Raw genomic sequence first — 17,216 nt, 5'->3', positions numbered from 1 at the left:
CAAGATGGAGCTGCTGGAGCTCGATCCCGCCCACGTCCCACCCCGCGACCGGGCCGGGTGGCTGGCCGCGACGCTGCGCGGGGCCGTCGCGGACGGGCGCGTCGCCGTCGGTTCCCGGCTGCCGGCCTCGCGGGTGCTGGCCGCCCAGCTGGGCGTCTCCCGCGGGGTCGTCGTGGACGCCTACCAGCGACTCGTCGACGAGGGCCTCTGCGTCGGGCGCCGCGGTGGCGGAACCGTCGTGCACGCCGCGCCCGTCACCGCCACCCCCGCCCGGCCCGGCCCCGCCCCCGTCGACCTGGACCTCTCCCCCGGCCTGCCCGATCTCTCGGCCTTCCCCCGCGCCGCGTGGCTGCGCGCCGAGCGCGCCGTGCTGGACCGCCTCACACCCCGCGAGCTCGGCTACGGCGATCCGCGCGGGTCACCGGTCCTGCGCGAGGCGCTCGCCGGGCGGCTCGCCCGCACCCGCGGGATCCGGGCCGATCCTGCCGACCTGATCGTCACCACCGGCGTGGCACAGGGCCTCGCGCTCGTCGCGCAGGTGCTGGTCGCGCGCGGGCACGCCCGGGCGGGCGTCGAGGACCCCGGGTCGCACGGCGCGATCGCGCAGACCCGCAGCTGGGGCCTCGACCCCGTGCCGATCCCGGTGGACGGCTCCGGCCTGGACGTCGCAGTGCTCGCCGCCTCCGGAGTCGGGGCCGTGTTCGTCACCCCGGCCCACCAGTTCCCGACGGGCGTCGTGCTCGCCGGGCCGCGACGGCGCGCGCTCGCCGCCTGGGCGAACGACGGCGGCGTCGTCGTCGAGGACGACTACGACGCCGAGCACCGCTACGACCGCGCGCCCGTCGCCGCGCTGCACTCCCTCGCGCCGGATCGGATCGTCCACGTCGGCAGCGTCTCCAAGACCCTCGCCCCGGCGCTGCGGATCGGCTGGCTGCTCGCCCCACCGGCGATGCGCGACGAGCTCGTCGCCCGCAAGTACTGCTCCGACATCGCCGGGCCCGCCCTCCCTCAGCTCGCCCTGGCCGAGCTGATCACCACCGGGGAGCTGGACCGTCACCTGCGGCTCGTTCGCGTGCGCCACCGCACCCGCCGTGACGCCCTCGTCGACGCGCTGGCGCGCCACCTCCCGGCGGCCCGGCTGCACGGGGTCGCCGCGGGGCTGCACCTGCTCGTGACGCTGCCGGACGACGTGGTCGTGGCCGCCGCACCCCTCCTCACGCGCGAACGGCCCGAACGGGAAGACCTATCGCCCGAACGGGCCGTTCGCGCCGGCCTGGACGGGCCACCGGTCGACGCCGTCCTCGCCGAGCGGGCCCGCCGGGCCGGGGTGGCCGTGCACCCGCTCTCACATCACCGGCTCACGCCGGGGCCCCCGGGCCTCGTGCTCGGGTACGCCGCGGCGACCCCCGACCGCCTGCGGGAGGCCGCGCGCCGTCTCGGGACCGTCCTTACCGGCCCATGATCCGCGCCTGCGGTCCGATCCGGCCACCCGTGACCGCGCCTCACCGCAGGCGCGGATCATGGTCGCCCGAGCACCTCCCGGACCGCGGCCGTCACGCCCGCCAGTGCTGGTTCCAGCTGCGAGCGAGCCGGCCCCGCGTACCCCAGGACGACCCCGGCCGCCGTCGGCGCGCCGGCGAAGTGGCGCGCGAGGCCGTCCAGCAGCACACCCCGGCGCGCCGCCGCCGCGAGCACCGCGACCTCCTCGGCGGCGCCGGGCAGCCCGACGACGAGGTGTGCGCCGGCCCGGTCACCGCGCAGCGGGACACCGTCGGCGCCCAGCGCCGACACGACCGCCGCCCGCCGCGCACCCAGCTCGGTGCGCAGGCGCCGCAGGTGGCGGGCCAGGTCGCCGTGGGCGGCGAGCGCGGCGAAGACCCGCTGGCCCGCCCGGGAGGGTCGTTGCCCCGTCCGCTCCCGGTGCCGCAGCAGCGCCGCACGGACGGCGGGCGCGGCGACGATCCACCCCGCGCCGAGCGTCGGCGTGAGGATCTTGCTCACGGTGCCGAGGTGCACCACGACGTCGGGGCCGAGGGAGGCGAGCAGCGGCAGCGGGGCGACGTCGAAGCGCAGCTCGCCGTCGTAGTCGTCCTCGATCACGAGGAACCCGTCGGCGCGGGCGCGCTCGACGAGGGCGACGCGGCGGTCCGCGGGGAGCAGCGCGCCGAGCGGGTACTGGTGGGCGGGCGTGCAGTAGACCGCGGCGAGCCCGGCCGGGAGCGCGGCCACGTCGAGCCCCCGCCCGTCGAGGGGCACGGGCAGGACGTGCAGGCCCGCGGCCTGCAGCGCCCACCGGGCCCGCTGGTAGCCCGGTTCCTCGACGGCGACCCGGGCACCGCGCGGCAGCGTCGCCGCCAGCTCGGCGATCGCGGACGTGCTGCCCGACGTCGCGAGCACGGCGCCCGGGTCGGCCGGCATGCCCCGGTGGCGCAGCAGGTGCTCGACCACCGCGGCCCGGAACGCCGCCACACCGACGGCATCGGGCTCGGCGTCCGGTGGCGCGTCCGCTGCCGCCCGCCACGCCCGGCGCCAGGCCGCCCGGTCCAGGACCTCGACGCACGGTGTCCCGGCCCGCAGGTCGACTCCCCCTGTACGAGTGGCCCGTTCGTCCCACTGAGCTGGACGAACGCGCCGCTCGTCCGACCCACGAGCCGGCGCCACCGGCCCCGCGCCACCCACCGGCGGTGCCGCCGTCACGTACGTCCCCGAGCCCCGCCGCCCCTGCACCCAGCCCTCCGCGAGCAGCTGCTCGTAGGCGGCGGCGGTCACGGTCCGGCTCACGGCGAGGTCCGCGGCGAGCACCCGGGTGGACGGCAGCCGGTCGCCGACCCGCAGGCTCCCGCTCGCGGCGGCGGCCCGCAGCGCGTCGGCGAGCTGGACCGCGAGGGGGACGTCCGTCGCACGGTCGAGCACGATCGGTGGCAAGTGGCCTCCAAAGATTGTCGGCGAATGGCCATTGGAGAATGCCACTACGGCACCCAGGATCGACAGCATGACGCCGCTGGCCACCACGTCCCGCACGAGGCTGACCCGCCTGCGCGAGCGGGCCCGCACGGACCGCGCCGACCTGTACACCGTGCTGGACGCGGGCCTCGTCTGCCATGTCGGCCTCGTGGTCGACGGCGCCCCGGTCGTCATCCCGACCGGGTACGGACGCCTCGACGACACCCTCTACCTGCACGGATCCACCGGCGCCGGCTGGCTGCGCCGGGCAGCGGGCGCCCCGGTGTGCGCGACGGTGACCCACCTGGACGGGATCGTCTACGCGCGTTCGGTGTTCCACCACTCGATGAACTACCGGTCCGCAGTGATCCACGGCACCCTCCGGACCGTGACCGATCTCGGCGAGGTCGACGCGGCGCTGGCGGCGATCGTCGAGCACCTCGCCCCCGGCTCGTGGGAGCACGCCCGGCGCCCGGACCGGCGCGAGCTGGCCGCCACCGTGGTGCTCGCGCTCGACCTCGCCGAGGCGAGCGTCAAGGTCCGTACGGGCCCGCCCGGCGACGACGAGTCCGACATCACGCAGGGCGGTCGCTGGGCCGGTGTCCTGCCGCTCACCACGGTGTTCGGCGAGCCGGTCCCGTGCCCGACGCTGGAGCCCGCCGCGACGACCCCGCCGCACGTCCGGGGGCGCGTCGCGCCCGCGTAACCTCGTCGCGCGTGACGTACCCCGAAGCCGCACGACGGGATCTCGTCGAGGAGCTGCACGGTCACCGGATCCCCGATCCCTACCGGTGGCTCGAGGACCCCGACGATCCCGCGACGAAGGACTGGTCCGCCGCGCAGGACGAGCTCGCCCGTGGCGTCCTCGACGCGCTCCCCGGCCGCGACACCCTGGCCGAACGCCTGACGTCACTGCTCGACGCCGGCTACGTGTCCGCGCCGCTGTGGCGCGCCGGGCGGCGCTTCGCGATGCGCCGCCTGCCCGGTCAGGAGCACGGCGTGCTGTTCGTGACCGAGCCGGACGGGCGCGAGCGCGTGCTGATCGACCCGATCGCCCTCGATCCGGACGGCCTCACCACCCTCGACCTGTGGTTGCCCGACCACGAAGGCAGGCTGCTGGTGTACGGCGTGTCGGCAGGCGGGGACGAGCAGTCCACGCTGCAGGTCATGGACGTCGGCACCGGCGAGATCGTGGACGGCCCGATCGACCGCTGCCACATCACGTCGGTGGCGTGGCTGCCCGGGGGCGAGCGGCTGGTCTACGTCCGCAAGGTCAGCGACGCACGCGACGACTTCCGCCGCCGCATCCATCTCCGCACCCTCGCCACCGGCGAGGAGCGGCTGGTGGAGGCCCCGGGCCTCTACGAGGACCATACCTACTACGGCGTCGAGGTGTCCCGGGACGGGCGCTGGCTCGTGGTGAGCGCCCGGGTCGGGACGGCGCGGCGCGACAGCCTGTGGATCGGCGAGGTCGGCGAGATCGGCGAGATCGACACAGCCGGGGCCGGCCTGCTCACGCCCGTGCTCACGCAGGCCGACGACGTGCAGTGCCACGCCTGGGTGGGTCCCGACGGGCGCCTGTACCTGCTCACCACCGACGGCGCGCCGCGCTGGCGGCTGGCGGTCACCGACCCGGATGCGCCCGCCCGCGAGCACTGGCGGGAGCTGATCGCCGAGGAGCCGGACTCCGTCCTCACCGGCGTCATCCGGCTGGAGACCGGCTCCGAGAACGGAGCTGAGCCGCTGCTGGTCGTCGCCCGCCGCCGCCATGCGGTGTCCGAGCTGGCCCTGCATCGCACTGACGGCACCCACGTCGCGGACGTCGCGCTGCCGGGCACGGGTTCGCTCGCGGGTGTCCGGACGGCCGACGAGGCGACCCCCGGGCAGTACGGGCGGGTGTGGTTCGGCTTCACCGACCTCGTGACGCCGCACCGCGTCCACCGCTTCGACCTGACCACCGGTGCCGTCGAGCTGGAGATCGACTCGCCCGGCGCCGTCGAGGTGCCCGCCGCGCGCACCGAGCAGCGCGCGTTCACGTCCGCGGACGGCACGACGGTGCGGATGTTCGTCGTGTCCCCGCCCGATGCCGACGGCCCTCGCCCGACCCTCCTCTACGGCTACGGCGGCTTCGCGAACGCGCTGGCACCTGCGTTCTCGGCGACCGCGCTGACCTGGGTCGCCGCGGGCGGAACCTACGTCGTGGCGTCCCTGCGCGGCGGGAGCGAGGAGGGCGACGGCTGGCACCGGGCCGGGCGCCGCGAGCACAAGCAGAACACCTTCGACGACTTCCACGCGGCCGCCCGGGCGCTGATCGCCGCCGGCGACACCACGCCGGACCGGCTCGCGATCATGGGCGGCTCCAACGGCGGCCTGCTCGTCGGGGCCGCGCTCACGCAGCGCCCCGAGCTGTACCGGGCGGTGGTCTGCTCCGCCCCGCTGCTCGACATGGTGCGCTACGAGCACTTCCTGCTCGGCCGCACCTGGAACGACGAGTACGGCACGGCCGACGCCCCCGAGGAGCTGGGCTGGCTGCTGTCCTACTCGCCGTACCACCACGTGCGCGACGGGGCGGCCTACCCGGCGGTGCTGTTCACCGTCTTCGACGCCGACACCCGCGTCGACCCGCTGCACGCCCGCAAGATGTGCGCCGCGCTCCAGCACGCGACGGCGTCGGACCCGGCGACGCACCCGGTCCTGCTGCGCCGCGAGTCCCGGGTGGGCCACGGCGCACGTTCGGTGAGCCGTTCCGTCGCCCTGGCCGTGGACCAGTTGGCCTTCCTCGCCGCGTACACCGGACTGGAGCTGGCCTGATGCCCATCGACGACCTGCTGGAGCCGCAGTGCGTCACCGACGCGGGCTCCTGGTGCGCGCGCTTCTACGAGTGGACCCACAACGACACGCTCTCGCGCGCCGCCGACTCGATCGTGTCCCACACGATTTCGATCATTCTGATCGTGATCTTCGCGCTGGTCGCCCGCCACCTGCTGCACCGGGCCATCCGCCGGATGGTGGACGGCGTCACCAACGGCAGCGTCCGCCGGGTCGTCGCCCGCCGCACACCCTCGAAGGTCAAGGAGGCGGCCCGGCCGCTGGTCACGACGCGCCGGCGCGCCCGCGCGCAGACGATCGGCTCGATCCTGCGTTCCATCAGCTCCGCCGTCGTGCTCGTCGTGGCGCTCGTGATGATCCTCGCCGAGTTCGGCGTCGCCCTCGGGCCGATCCTCGCGAGCGCCGGCATCCTCGGCATCGCGCTCGGCTTCGGCGCCCAGAACCTGGTGCGCGACTTCCTCTCGGGAATGTTCATGCTGCTGGAGGACCAGCTCGGCGTCGGCGACGTCGTCGACCTCGGCCAGGCCAGCGGCACCGTCGAGGCGGTCGGCCTGCGCGTCACGACGATCCGCGACGCGTACGGCACCGTCTGGTACGTCCGCAACGGCGAGATCCTGCGGGTGGGCAACAAGAGCCAGGACTTCGCGGTGGCCGTCGTGGACCTGCCGCTCGCCCACCAGGCGGACTTCGGCGACGCCACGGCGATCGCGGACCGCGTGGCCGCCGAGCGGGTGGCCCGCGAGGACCTCGCGGACTGGGTGCTGGCGCCGCCGGAGGTGCTCGGCGTGGAGAAGGCGACGGTCGAGGGCGTCACCTTGCGCGTGACGGTGCGGGTCGCGCCCGGCAAGCAGTTCGCGGTGCAGCGGGCGCTCTACGCCGCGGTCTCGGACGCGTTCGACGATGCGGGCCTGCCCGCTCCGGGTGCCGTGACGGGCAGCGCGCCCGACGAGGCTGCGCCGCCGGTCCCGAAGGCCGAGCAGGTACCGTTCACCAGCCCGAAGAGCCCGGAGGGAGGATGACAGGGTGACCAATTCGGCTGTCGATCCACGAGACTTCTACGCCGAGGTCGGCGGTGCGCCGGTGTTCGAGCGGATCGTCGCGCGGTTCTACGAGCAGGTCCGCGACGACGAGATCCTGCGCCCCCTCTACCCGGAGGAGGACCTCGGCCCCGCCGAGCTGCGCCTGCGGATGTTCCTGGAGCAGTACTGGGGTGGCCCGCGCACCTACTCCGAGCAGCGGGGGCACCCGCGGCTGCGGATGCGGCACGCCCCGTTCCGGATCGGCCCGATCGAGCGCGACGCGTGGTTGCGCTGCATGCGCGTCGCGGTGGACGAGGCGGACCTGCCGCAGGCGCACCGCGCGCAGCTGTGGCAGTACCTGGAGTACGCCGCCCAGAGCATGGTCAACTCAGACTTCTGACCGCGCTCAGTCGCCGCGCAGCCGCTGTGCCGCGGCGACCACGTCGATCAGCCCGGTGCCCTTGTCGAACGAGGAGAGGTAGGGGCCGACGCGGCTGTAGCCATCGCCACCGTCGTAGCGGAACGCCGTCGCCTTGAGCGCGTCCTCCACCTGGGCGGGTGTCGCAGAGGGCCGCATCTGGAACAGCTGCGCCACCGCCCCCGCCACGTGCGGCGCCGCGAACGACGTCCCGCTCAGCTCGACGAAGTTCCCGCCGTCGCGGCTCCCGGAGCGGCCGATACAGGTGACGAGCGTGCGCCGGCACGAGGACAGGATCGCCTCGCCGGGTGCGGAGACGTCCGGCCAGGTCGCCGGGTCCGACGCGCGCCCGCGGGAGGAGAAGGCGGCGACGTCGGGCCTGCGCGGGTCGTCACGCTCGCCGGTGCCGTGGTCGGTGTGCCCGGCCACGCTCAGCACTCCCGGGGTGGGGTCCTGGCCGGGCGGGTTGCTGCGGTTGTCCGAGCCGTCACCGCCGTCGTTGCCGTTCGCCCACACCGTCACCACACCCTCGCCGGCGAGTGCCCGCTGGAGCTTCGCCTCCGCCTCGTCGGGGTCGAAGTCGCCGCCACCGCCCGGCCCGTAGGAGTTGGACGTGACCCGGATCGGCGGGCACACCGTCGCCGGAACTCCCGGCCCGCACGGCGCCTCGTGGTGCTCCAGCACCCAGTTGAACGCCGTCATCGCCGCGACGTAGGCCTGGTTGGTCGAGATCGCCAGCGACACGATCGACGCGCCGGGTGCGGCACCCGACACGCGCGTGCCGTCGGCGAGCGTCACCTCGCGCCCGGCGGCGATACCCGCGACGTGCGTGCCGTGGCCGATGTCGTCGGTCGGACGGTCGCCGGCGTCGGCGCAGTCGTCGGTGCTGAACGGGTCGCAGTCGAGGTTCGCGACGACCTTTCCGCCCGCGAACGACGGATGCGTCGGGTCGATGCCCGAGTCGATGACGGCGATGCTCACGCCCGTGCCGTCCAGCGGCGACCCGTTCGCGCCGCGGAACGCCCCGATCGCCTCGTGCCCCCGGGTGGCCTGATGCGAGCTCGCCCGCCGCGCGTCGCGCCCCGCGAAGCCGACGTCCCTCGGGGTCTCCACGCGGGTCACCCCCGGGCGCCCGCCCGCGTCCGCCGCCTGCGTCGCCGTGCCCTGCGCGACCACGATCCCGACCTTGCGGAACCGCGTCACGACCCGCATCCCGGATGCCTGCACCGCCGCCACGGCGGCCTGCGTGTCCGTACCGTGCACGAGCACGGTGCGGCTGCGCACGACGACACCGTCACCGCCCGGAGCGGCGTGGGCGGCGCCCCCCGATCCGGCCAGCGCGACCACGAGGCCGATCACCACCGTCCACCGCCGCCGTGCCGTGCTCATGAACCGCGTGCCCCCTGCCTGTCCGTGGAGCACCACTCCACACCCGGCATCGCAGGAAGGTCACTCTGCGCAGCACGATCGTGGCCATCTACGACCCGTCCGAGGGACCCTCGGCCGGGGATCAGGGGACGATCAGCGGAAGCGCGGTCACCCTGCGTCGGACGACGGCCCCGAACCGCGCGTCCAATCGCAGCCACGAGCCGGTGGCGGACACGCGCACCGTGTCCGTCGCCGCGCCCGCGCCGAGGAAACCCATCCCGGACAGTGCGAACAGGCACCGCAACGGCACCTTCACCGCGGCGCCACCGACCCGATCGTGAGCGCCGCCCTCCACCGTGAGCACCGTCTGGTCCATCAGCGACGCGGGTGGGCCGAGCGGGCCCGCGTTCTCCCGCGCCATGGCGAGGCCACGCTCGGCGAGCGCGTCCAGCTCGGCGGCCGGGACGTCCTCCACCACCGCCCAGCCGTCCTCGGGCGGCAGGTCAGCGAGGTTCGCCGGGAGCGCCGGACCCGGGTCGATGGTCGCCGCGCGGTCCACCGCGAGAGCGGTGAGCAGCGCGGAGGCCGACACCGTCGTGTCCGCGGGTTCGATGCCGCCGCGCACGGAACGGGTGGCGAGCGCGTCGAACGGGGTGGGTGCCCAGGCCACGACGTAGCCGTCCTCGCCGCGACGTTCGGCCCGCAGCCGCACGAGCGCCACCTGGTCCAGCCGCACGATGCGCGCGGTGAACGCCCCGAGGTCGTCCCGGTCGACCGGGTCCGGGATCGTGAGGGCGGTCACGCCTGCACCGTCCAGCGGGCAAGGAACTCCCGCTCCGGGGCGGTGAGCCGTCGTGGCCGGTTCGCGTCGAGATCGACCATCGCCATCCGGGTCCAGGCCGTCGCCGCAACCGGGTCCTCGGCAGCCGGGCCGTCGTGCATCTCGTAGTGGATCCGGAATGACGCGGCGCGCAGTTCGTCGACCCACATCGCGACCCGGAGCCGTGGCCGATAGGGCACCTGGCGTCGGTAGTCGACGTTCAGCCCGGCGACCAGGAGACCCGCGGAGAACGCGGTGACGCCCTCAGCGGCCGCCGCGTCGAACAGGAGCGCGATCCGCGCCTCCTCGAGCAGCGTGACGGTGCGGGCGTGGTTGATGTGCCGGTAGGAGTCCTGGTCGGTCCAGCGCACCGGCACCTGCGCGACGAATCGGCCCACGTCCGAGAGCCTTCCAGACGGAGCACCGGCCCTGGCCGGGCCCCTATCGGGCGAGCCCCCGCAGCTCCCGCGACACCACCGACAGCGTCGCGAGATCCAGCCGCTGCGACGTGGCCACCTCCTGCAACGCCGCGCGGGCGCGCACGAGCCGCGACGCGTTCGCCCGTTCCCAGACGGCGATCGCGTCCCCGACACCGATGCCCGGCGGGGCCTCGCGCAGCGCGTCGAGCGTGATCGCCCGCAGCGACCCGTACAGATCGTCACGCAGGGCGAGCCGGGCCAGGGCGTGCCAGCGGTCCGCGCGCTCCAGGAACGTCACCGACGTGAGCGCGGTGTCGATGCCGAGGTGGTCGGAGAGCGCGTAGTACAGCTGCGCCACCTCGTAGGGCTCGCGTGGCTCGCGGTCCCGCTCGGCGATCTCGGTGAGCTCGACCACGTCCAGCAGGCCGAAACCGGCCACGAAGGCCGCCGCCGCCGTGGCGTCCGTATCGGCCATGCCCTCGGCACGCAGCTCGTCGGCCCGCCTGCCCATCTCGGCGCGCTGCCTGCCCCGCAGCAGATCGGGCAGTCGCGTCCGCAGCTCCCGCACGGCGCTGGCGAACCGGGCGACTTCCGCACCGACGGCGAGCGGCTGCGGCCGGTTGGTGAGGAACCACCGCGACGCGCGGTCCAGCAGCCGCCGCGACTCCAGCACGACCTCGTCCGCGACGGCGGTGCGCACCACGATCGGCGCCTCGCCGCCCGGGCCGGGCTCGCCGCACAGCCGCTGCCACAGCACCGGGAGGTCGAACACCGCCGTCGTGACGGCGTAGGCGCGCAGCGCATCGTCCGGCCCCGCCGACAGCTCCTCGCCCAGCCGGAACGCGTAGGTGATGCCGCCCCCGTCGACCATCTCGTTGACGAGCTTCGTGACCACGATCTCGCGCCTCAGCGGATGGCCGGTGATCGCGGCCGGGTAGCGCTCCCGCAGCGGCTGCGGGAAGTACTCCGGCAGGCGTGCGGCGAACGCGGACACGTCCGGCAGCGGGGTAGCGACCACCCGGGCTGTCAGGTCGAGCTTCGTGTGGGCGAGCAGCGTGGCCAGCTCCGGGCCGGTGAGGCCCTCGCCGGCCGCCTCCAGCGCCTCGAACCCGGCCTCGTCCGGCAGCACCTCCAGGTGCCGGTCCAACCCGGTGCGGGCCTCGAGCTCGGCGGTGAGCCGAGCGTGCGGCGACACCATCGCGGGCGAGTGGACCCGCGCGATGCCGAGCACCGTGTTCTGGTCGCGGTTGTCGCCGAGCACCAGCTCCGCGACCTCGTCGGTCATCTCGGCGAGCAGCCGGTTGCGCTCCTCGCGGGTGAGCTCGCCCGCGGTCACGAGGCGGTCGACCAGGATCTTGATGTTGACCTCGTGGTCGGAGCAGTCCACGCCCGCCGAGTTGTCGACGGCGTCGGTGTTGATCCGGCCGCCCAGCCGCGCGAACTCGATGCGGCCACGCTGGGTCAACCCGAGGTTGCCGCCCTCCCCCACCACCTTCACGCGCAGCTCCCGGCCGTCCGCGCGCACGGCGTCGTTCGCCTTGTCGCCCGCTTCGGACTGGGTCTCGTCCGTGGCCTTGACGTAGGTGCCGATGCCGCCGTTCCACAGCAGGTCCGCGGGCGCCCGCAGGATCGCCGCGACGAGCTCGGGCGGGCTGAGCCGCTGCACGTCGTCCGCGAGCCCGAGCGCCGTCCGCATCTCGGGGCCGACCGGCACAGCCTTCGCCGTGCGCGGCCACACCCCGCCCCCGGGGCTGATGACGGCGCGGTCGTAGTCGTCCCAGGACGAGCGCGACAGGGCGAACAGCCGCCTGCGCTCGGCGAACGAGCGCGCCGCGTCCGGGGTCGGGTCGACGAACACGTGCCGGTGGTCGAACGCCGCGACCAGGCGGATGTGCGGGGAGAGCAGCATCCCGTTGCCGAAGACGTCGCCGGACATGTCGCCGATGCCGACCACGGTGAACTCCTCGCGCTGGGTGTCCAGCCCCAGCTCGCGGAAGTGCCGCTTGACGCTCTCCCAGGCGCCGCGGGCGGTGATGCCCATGGCCTTGTGGTCGTATCCGACCGAACCACCCGAGGCGAACGCGTCCCCCAGCCAGAACCCGTAGGACGCCGCGACCTCGTTGGCGAGGTCGGAGAACCGCGCCGTGCCCTTGTCCGCGGCGACGACGAGGTAGGAATCGTCGCCGTCGTGGCGCACCACGCCCGGCGGCGGCACCGTCTCGCCGCCGACCAGGTTGTCCGTCACGTCGAGCAGGCCCGAGATGAAGGTGCGGTAGCAGCCCTGCACCTCTTCGGGGTCGGGGTCGGACCGGCGCACGACGAATCCGCCCTTCGCCCCGACCGGCACGATCACCGCGTTCTTCACCTGCTGCGCCTTGACCAGGCCGAGGATCTCGGTGCGGTAGTCCTGGGGCCGGTCCGACCAGCGCAGCCCGCCGCGCGCGACCGGCCCGAACCGCAGGTGCACGCCCTCGACCCGCGGGGAGTACACGAAGATCTCGAACCGGGGCCGCGGGTGCGGCATGTAGGGCACCGCCGTCGGGTCGACCTTGAACGACACGAACGACCGGTTGCGGTAGAAGTTCGTGCGCAGCGTCGCGGTGATGCCGGTGACGTACGCGCGCAGGATCCGGTCCGCGTCCAGGCCGGTGACCGCCTCGATCCGGCGGTCGACGTCGGACAGCGCCGCGTGCATCGCCGTCGACCGCTCCCGCTCGTCCAGTGCGGGGTCGAACCGGGCCCGGAACAGCGCCAGCAGGGCCGCGGCGACGTCGGCGTGCGCGAGCAGCACGTCGGCGATGTAGACCATGCCGTAGGCGACCCCGACCTGGCGGGCGTAGCGGGCGTAGGCGCGCAGCACCGCCACCTCGCGCCACGGCAGGCCCGCCCGCAGCACCAGCGGGCTGAACCAGTCGCTCTCCGCGTCCCCGCGCCACGCCGCCGAGAACGCGTCGCAGAACGACCGCTCCAGGTCACCCTCCGGGCGGTCCGCGACCGCGATTCGGGTGGCCTCGTCCAGCCGGATGCCGAAGTCGTAGCGGAAGCAGCGCAGCCCGTCCGGCCGGCGGAACTCGGCGGGTTGCTCGTCGAGCACCTCCACGCCGAGCTGCTGCAGCAGCGGCAGCACGGAGGTGAGGGTCACCGGCTCGCCGGCGAGGTAGAGGGTGAACCGCCGCTCGTGCTCGGCCGGGCCGGGGTGCACGCGCACGTCGAACGCACCCGGCCCGTCCAGGGCCGCGATCCGGCGCAGGTCCTCGACCGCGTGCGCGGGATCGACTGCCGCCTTGTAGGCCTCGGGCACCCCGGGGAGCAGCGCCGCCGTCGCGGCCTCGCAGCTCGGCTGGGCGACGAACCGGTCGTCCCAGGTGCGGATCGCCGCCGCGAGCTCGATCTCGAGCGCCTCCGTCGCGGCCGCCGATGCCTGCGGCCTGCCGAAGTAGGTGTCGAACCCCGACGCGTTCGGCCCGGTGTGGACGGTGAAGTGCACCATCGCGACGCTGGACTCGGACACCCACGCCGTGTGGTCGACCGACTGCCCGCCGAGGCGCTCGCGCAGCACGTCCGACATCGCGAGCCGCGACGACGTGGTGTAGCGATCCCGCGGCAGGTACACGAGCACGGCGATGAAGCGCCGGTACGGGTCGCGGCGCAGGAACAACCGCAGCCCCAGGCTCCCGGCGATCGCGAGGACCCCGGTGGCGGTGTCGTGCAGCCGCTCGGTGTCCGAGCTGAACAGCTCCTCGCGCGGGAGCCCGGAGATCACCTGCAGCATCTGCTGGCCGGAGTAGGAGTCCAGCGGGAAGCCGGCCTGGTGGATGGCCTCGCGCACCCGGCCGGCCACGATCGGGATGTCCAGCACGCTCTCGTACAGCGCGGGAACCGTCAGCGTGCCGAGGAAGCGGTGCTCCCCGGTGAGCATGCCGTACTCGTCGACGGTGCGGATCGAGATGAAGTACGGGTGCACCGAGTGCAGCGGGCCCTTCATGCTCGCCCGCGTGATCACCAGGGCGTCGTAGCGCAGGCGATGGGCCCCCGTGCTGTCCGCACTGGGCGCGAACGCCCGGCTCACCCGCGTGTCACGGCGCAGGACGCCGAGACCGTCGCCCTCCGGTGCGAGGTCGTTCTCGTCGAAGCCGACGTAGCGGCGGTAGCCGACGAACGCGAGGTGGCCGTCGGCGAGCCAGCGCAGGAGGTCCGCGAGGTCTGCGGCCGACGGGTCGCCGCGCGGGACCATCGACGGGTCCGTCACCAGCTCGTCGGCGAGCTCGACGGCGCGGCGCACCATGGCGGCACCGTCCGAGATGACCTCCCGGACGTCGCGCAGCACGCCCTCGACCTCCGCCCGCAGCGTGTCCGGATCGGGCACCGCGGCCACGAGCTCCACCCGGAGCCAGGACTCGGCGATCGCCCCGGGTGGCGGATCGACGGGATCGGCGTCGGGCAGCACCTCGAGGAGCGCCCCCGTCGCATCCCGGCGTACGACCACGATCGGGTGCACGATCCGGGCCGACCTGCCCGCGGCCCGCTCGATCGCGCCGAGCACCGAGTCGACGAGGAACGGCATGTCGTCGGTGACAGCCTCCACGACCGCCTCCGCCTGCCCTGGGCCGCCGGCCACGCGCACGATCGCGGTACCCGCGGCCCGCCGAGCGGCGAGCGCACGATGCGACCGCGCCGCCGAGACCAGGGTTTCCGCGGACCCGCGGCGCCCCGCGTCCGGCGAGTGGCGGGCGTACAGCTCGCCCAGCGCTGCGAGCTCGGGGTCCACCGCGTGGGTCTCGGTGTCGGTCACAACAACTCCTCGCCGGTGCTCGTCCTCGCCGTGACCGGTGGACCCTGCGGGACCGGCCCCGCAGGTGCGGTCACGAGTGCTCCGTTGCTCTCGTGCTGGTCACAGGCGGCCGCTTTCCTGCTTCTGCTGCCGCGGGCGGATCAGTCGCGCGTGAGCTTGCGGTAGGTCACCCGGTGCGGGCGTGCGGCCTCGGCCCCCAGCCGTTCGACCTTGTTCTTCTCGTACGCCTCGAAGTTGCCCTCGAACCAGAACCACGCGGCCGGGTTCTCGTCCGTTCCCTCCCAGGCGAGGATGTGTGTACACACCCGGTCGAGGAACCACCGGTCGTGTGAGATCACGACCGCGCAGCCGGGGAACTGCTCCAGGGCGTTCTCCAGCGAGGCGAGCGTCTCGACGTCGAGATCGTTGGTCGGCTCGTCCAGCAGGATCAGGTTGCCGCCCTGCTTCAGGGTGAGCGCGAGGTTCAGCCGGTTGCGCTCCCCGCCGGAGAGCACGCCGGCAGGCTTCTGCTGGTCAGGGCCCTTGAACCCGAACGCGGCGACATAGGCGCGCGACGGCATCTCCGTCTGCCCGACACGGATGTGGTCCAGCCCGTCCGAGACGACCTGCCACACCGTCTGCTTCGGGTCGATCCCCGCGCGGTTCTGGTCGACGTAGGACAGCCGCACCGTGTCGCCGATCCGGACCGTGCCCGAGTCGGGCTGCTCCAGGCCGACGATCGTCTTGAACAGCGTCGTCTTGCCCACGCCGTTGGGCCCGATGACGCCGACGATGCCGTTGCGCGGCAACGTGAACGACAGGTCCTTGATGAGCATCCGCCCGTCGAAGCCCTTGTCGAGATGCTGGACCTCGACGACGACGCTGCCCAGCCGCGGCCCCACCGGGATCTGGATCTCCTCGAAGTCCAGCTTGCGGTGCTTCTCGGCCTCCGCCGCCATCTCCTCGTAGCGCTGCAGGCGGGCACGGCCCTTGGCCTGGCGGGCCTTGGCACCCGACCGCACCCACGCGAGCTCGTCCCTCAGGCGCTTCTGCAGCTTGGCGTCCTTGCGACCCTGCACGGCGAGCCGCTCGGCCTTCTTCTCCAGGTAGGTGGAGTAGTTGCCCTCGTACGGGTAGGCGCGGCCACGGTCGAGCTCGAGGATCCACTGCGCCACGTTGTCCAGGAAGTAGCGGTCGTGGGTGACCGCGAGGACCGCCCCCGGGTACGAGGCGAGGTGCTGCTCGAGCCACAGCACGCTCTCCGCGTCCAGGTGGTTCGTAGGCTCGTCCAGCAGCAGCAGGTCGGGCTTGCTCAGCAGGAGCTTGCAGAGCGCGACGCGGCGGCGCTCGCCACCCGAGAGCGTCGTGACCGGCGAGTCCGGCGGCGGGCAACGCAGCGCGTCCATCGCCTGCTCGAGCTGAGAGTCGAGATCCCATGCGTCGGCGTGGTCCAGGACCTCCTGGAGCTGGCCCATCTCCTCCATCAGCTCGTCGGAGTAGTCGGTGGCCATCCTCTCGGCGATCTCGTTGTACCGGTCGAGCTGTTCCTTGATCTCGCCGAGGCCCTCCTCCACGTTGCCGAGGACCGTCTTCTCCTCGTTCAGCGAAGGCTCCTGCTGGAGAATCCCCACCGTCGCCTCGGGCGCGAGGAAAGCCTCCCCGTTGTTGGCGTGCTCCAGCCCGGCCATGATCCTCAGAACCGTCGACTTGCCCGCGCCGTTCGGGCCGACGACACCGATCTTCGCGCCCGGCAGGAAGGCGAGGGTCACGTCGTCGAGGATCACCTTGTCCCCGTGCGCCTTGCGTACCTTCTGCATGGTGTAGATGAAGTCCGCCACGGCAACGATGGTAGTTCCGCGTCGCTCACCCACCGACGGCCGCCTCGACCGGCGCATCCTGGGCCCCGACCTGGCTCGGAACCTCAGCCGGCGCCGCGGCCCCGGCAGTGCGTGTGACCACGGCCGAACACCGGTTGAGGTCCGGCCCGACCGCGATCGCCTCCATCTCGATGCGGGAGCTCGGCTCCCCTTCGCGCTCGAAGCGGTGGGTGCGCAGCCGCCCGAAGACGACGACGGGATCACCCGACACGAACGACCGCACGACGTTCTCGCCCAGCTCACGCCAGCAGGTGACCGTCAGGAAGAGGCGGTCGCCGTCGCACCACGCCCCCTCGGCCTTGTTCCAGCGACGCTCGTTGCTCGCCAGCCGGAACGACGCGACGACGGTGCCGTCCGTGAGCGTCCGCTTTCCCACCGTGCTCGCGATGTTGCCGACGATCGTGGTGACTGTCTCGTTGCGGCCCATGTCCCTCTCCCCCGGTACTCGATCGAACCGACGTGATCGAGGGTGCCCGTCGGCGAGGGGGCAGGAGAAGGGCGTTCTTCGCAGCTGTGGACAACTGCCGGCGAGGTGGACAACCGGACCCGCCGACGCGCCGTGCAACAACGAAAAAAGGGGTGCTCCGCCGGAAATTCCGGTGGAGCACCCCTTTATCTTTCGGGTTTTGATGTCGGCGGTGACCTACTCTCCCACACCCTGGCGGGTGCAGTACCATCGGCGCTGGAGGGCTTAGCTTCCGGGTTCGGGATGGGACCGGGCGTTTCCCCTCCGCCACAACCACCGACAACAC

The 17,216-nt window shown here is 73.7% G+C and carries 12 protein-coding genes and 1 rRNA gene; 5 read left to right on the top strand and 8 right to left on the bottom strand.

Features of this window, described 5'->3' with window-relative positions; translation table 11 throughout:
* Positions 1–4 precede the first annotated feature (4 nt).
* Entirely contained in the window at positions 5–1,462 is a 1,458-nt protein-coding gene (locus AB7J25_RS21750) for a PLP-dependent aminotransferase family protein (RefSeq protein ID WP_428511518.1), read from the top strand.
* Positions 1,463–1,518: 56 nt separating this feature from the next.
* Here the strand turns inward: AB7J25_RS21750 and AB7J25_RS21745 are convergent, their stop codons facing one another.
* Positions 1,519–2,925 (bottom strand): PLP-dependent aminotransferase family protein, encoded by a 1,407-nt coding sequence (locus AB7J25_RS21745; protein ID WP_428511516.1) that lies wholly within the window; start codon positions 2,923–2,925, stop codon positions 1,519–1,521.
* A 67-nt stretch (positions 2,926–2,992) separates the two neighbouring features.
* On the opposite strand from AB7J25_RS21745, the gene AB7J25_RS21740 reads away from it, so the two are divergent.
* From AB7J25_RS21740 to AB7J25_RS21725, 4 genes are read left to right on the top strand one after another with little or no spacing between them, the layout of a single operon-like run.
* Positions 2,993–3,649, top strand: a complete 657-nt coding sequence (locus tag AB7J25_RS21740) for a pyridoxamine 5'-phosphate oxidase family protein (RefSeq protein WP_428511514.1) — start codon at positions 2,993–2,995, stop codon at positions 3,647–3,649.
* Between the two features lie 11 nt (positions 3,650–3,660).
* Positions 3,661–5,754 (top strand): prolyl oligopeptidase family serine peptidase, encoded by a 2,094-nt coding sequence (locus AB7J25_RS21735; RefSeq protein WP_428511512.1) that lies wholly within the window; start codon positions 3,661–3,663, stop codon positions 5,752–5,754.
* The gene (locus AB7J25_RS21730) at positions 5,754–6,791 is read left to right on the top strand and encodes a mechanosensitive ion channel family protein (protein WP_428511510.1); all 1,038 of its coding nucleotides are present in this window, start codon (positions 5,754–5,756) and stop codon (positions 6,789–6,791) included. Before AB7J25_RS21735 ends, AB7J25_RS21730 begins: the two co-directional genes overlap by 1 nt.
* A gap of 4 nt (positions 6,792–6,795) precedes the next feature.
* Positions 6,796–7,191: a globin gene (locus tag AB7J25_RS21725; RefSeq protein WP_428511508.1), complete on the top strand. Its 396-nt coding sequence runs from the start codon at positions 6,796–6,798 to the stop codon at positions 7,189–7,191.
* A gap of 6 nt (positions 7,192–7,197) precedes the next feature.
* On the opposite strand, the gene AB7J25_RS21720 is transcribed toward AB7J25_RS21725, so the two are convergent.
* The 7 genes from AB7J25_RS21720 to rrf form a co-directional block, all read right to left on the bottom strand.
* The gene (locus AB7J25_RS21720; RefSeq protein ID WP_428511506.1) at positions 7,198–8,598 is read right to left on the bottom strand and encodes a S8 family serine peptidase; all 1,401 of its coding nucleotides are present in this window, start codon (positions 8,596–8,598) and stop codon (positions 7,198–7,200) included.
* A 121-nt stretch (positions 8,599–8,719) separates the two neighbouring features.
* On the bottom strand, positions 8,720–9,379 hold the full coding sequence (locus AB7J25_RS21715; protein ID WP_428511504.1) for a hypothetical protein: 660 nt from the start codon (positions 9,377–9,379) through the stop codon (positions 8,720–8,722).
* Positions 9,376–9,795 carry an acyl-CoA thioesterase gene (locus tag AB7J25_RS21710; RefSeq protein ID WP_428511502.1) on the bottom strand — a complete coding sequence of 140 codons (420 nt, stop codon included), beginning with the start codon at positions 9,793–9,795 and terminating at the stop codon, positions 9,376–9,378. Before AB7J25_RS21710 ends, AB7J25_RS21715 begins: the two co-directional genes overlap by 4 nt.
* Positions 9,796–9,838: 43 nt before the next feature.
* The gene (locus tag AB7J25_RS21705; protein WP_428511500.1) at positions 9,839–14,608 is read right to left on the bottom strand and encodes an NAD-glutamate dehydrogenase; all 4,770 of its coding nucleotides are present in this window, start codon (positions 14,606–14,608) and stop codon (positions 9,839–9,841) included.
* A 140-nt stretch (positions 14,609–14,748) separates the two neighbouring features.
* Complete coding sequence (ettA, locus tag AB7J25_RS21700) at positions 14,749–16,425, bottom strand: energy-dependent translational throttle protein EttA (RefSeq protein ID WP_428511498.1); 1,677 nt, start codon at positions 16,423–16,425, stop codon at positions 14,749–14,751.
* Between the two features lie 25 nt (positions 16,426–16,450).
* Positions 16,451–16,891 (bottom strand): single-stranded DNA-binding protein, encoded by a 441-nt coding sequence (locus AB7J25_RS21695; protein WP_428511496.1) that lies wholly within the window; start codon positions 16,889–16,891, stop codon positions 16,451–16,453.
* A gap of 203 nt (positions 16,892–17,094) precedes the next feature.
* A 5S ribosomal RNA gene (rrf, locus tag AB7J25_RS21690) occupies positions 17,095–17,211 on the bottom strand.
* Positions 17,212–17,216 lie beyond the last annotated feature (5 nt).

The organism is Pseudonocardia sp. (assembly GCF_050246655.1).
In the GTDB taxonomy this organism is placed as follows: Bacteria; Actinomycetota; Actinomycetes; order Mycobacteriales; family Pseudonocardiaceae; genus Pseudonocardia.
The sequence above is the reverse complement of the archived record's forward strand: the minus strand, read 5'-3'. Positions and strand labels throughout refer to the sequence as shown.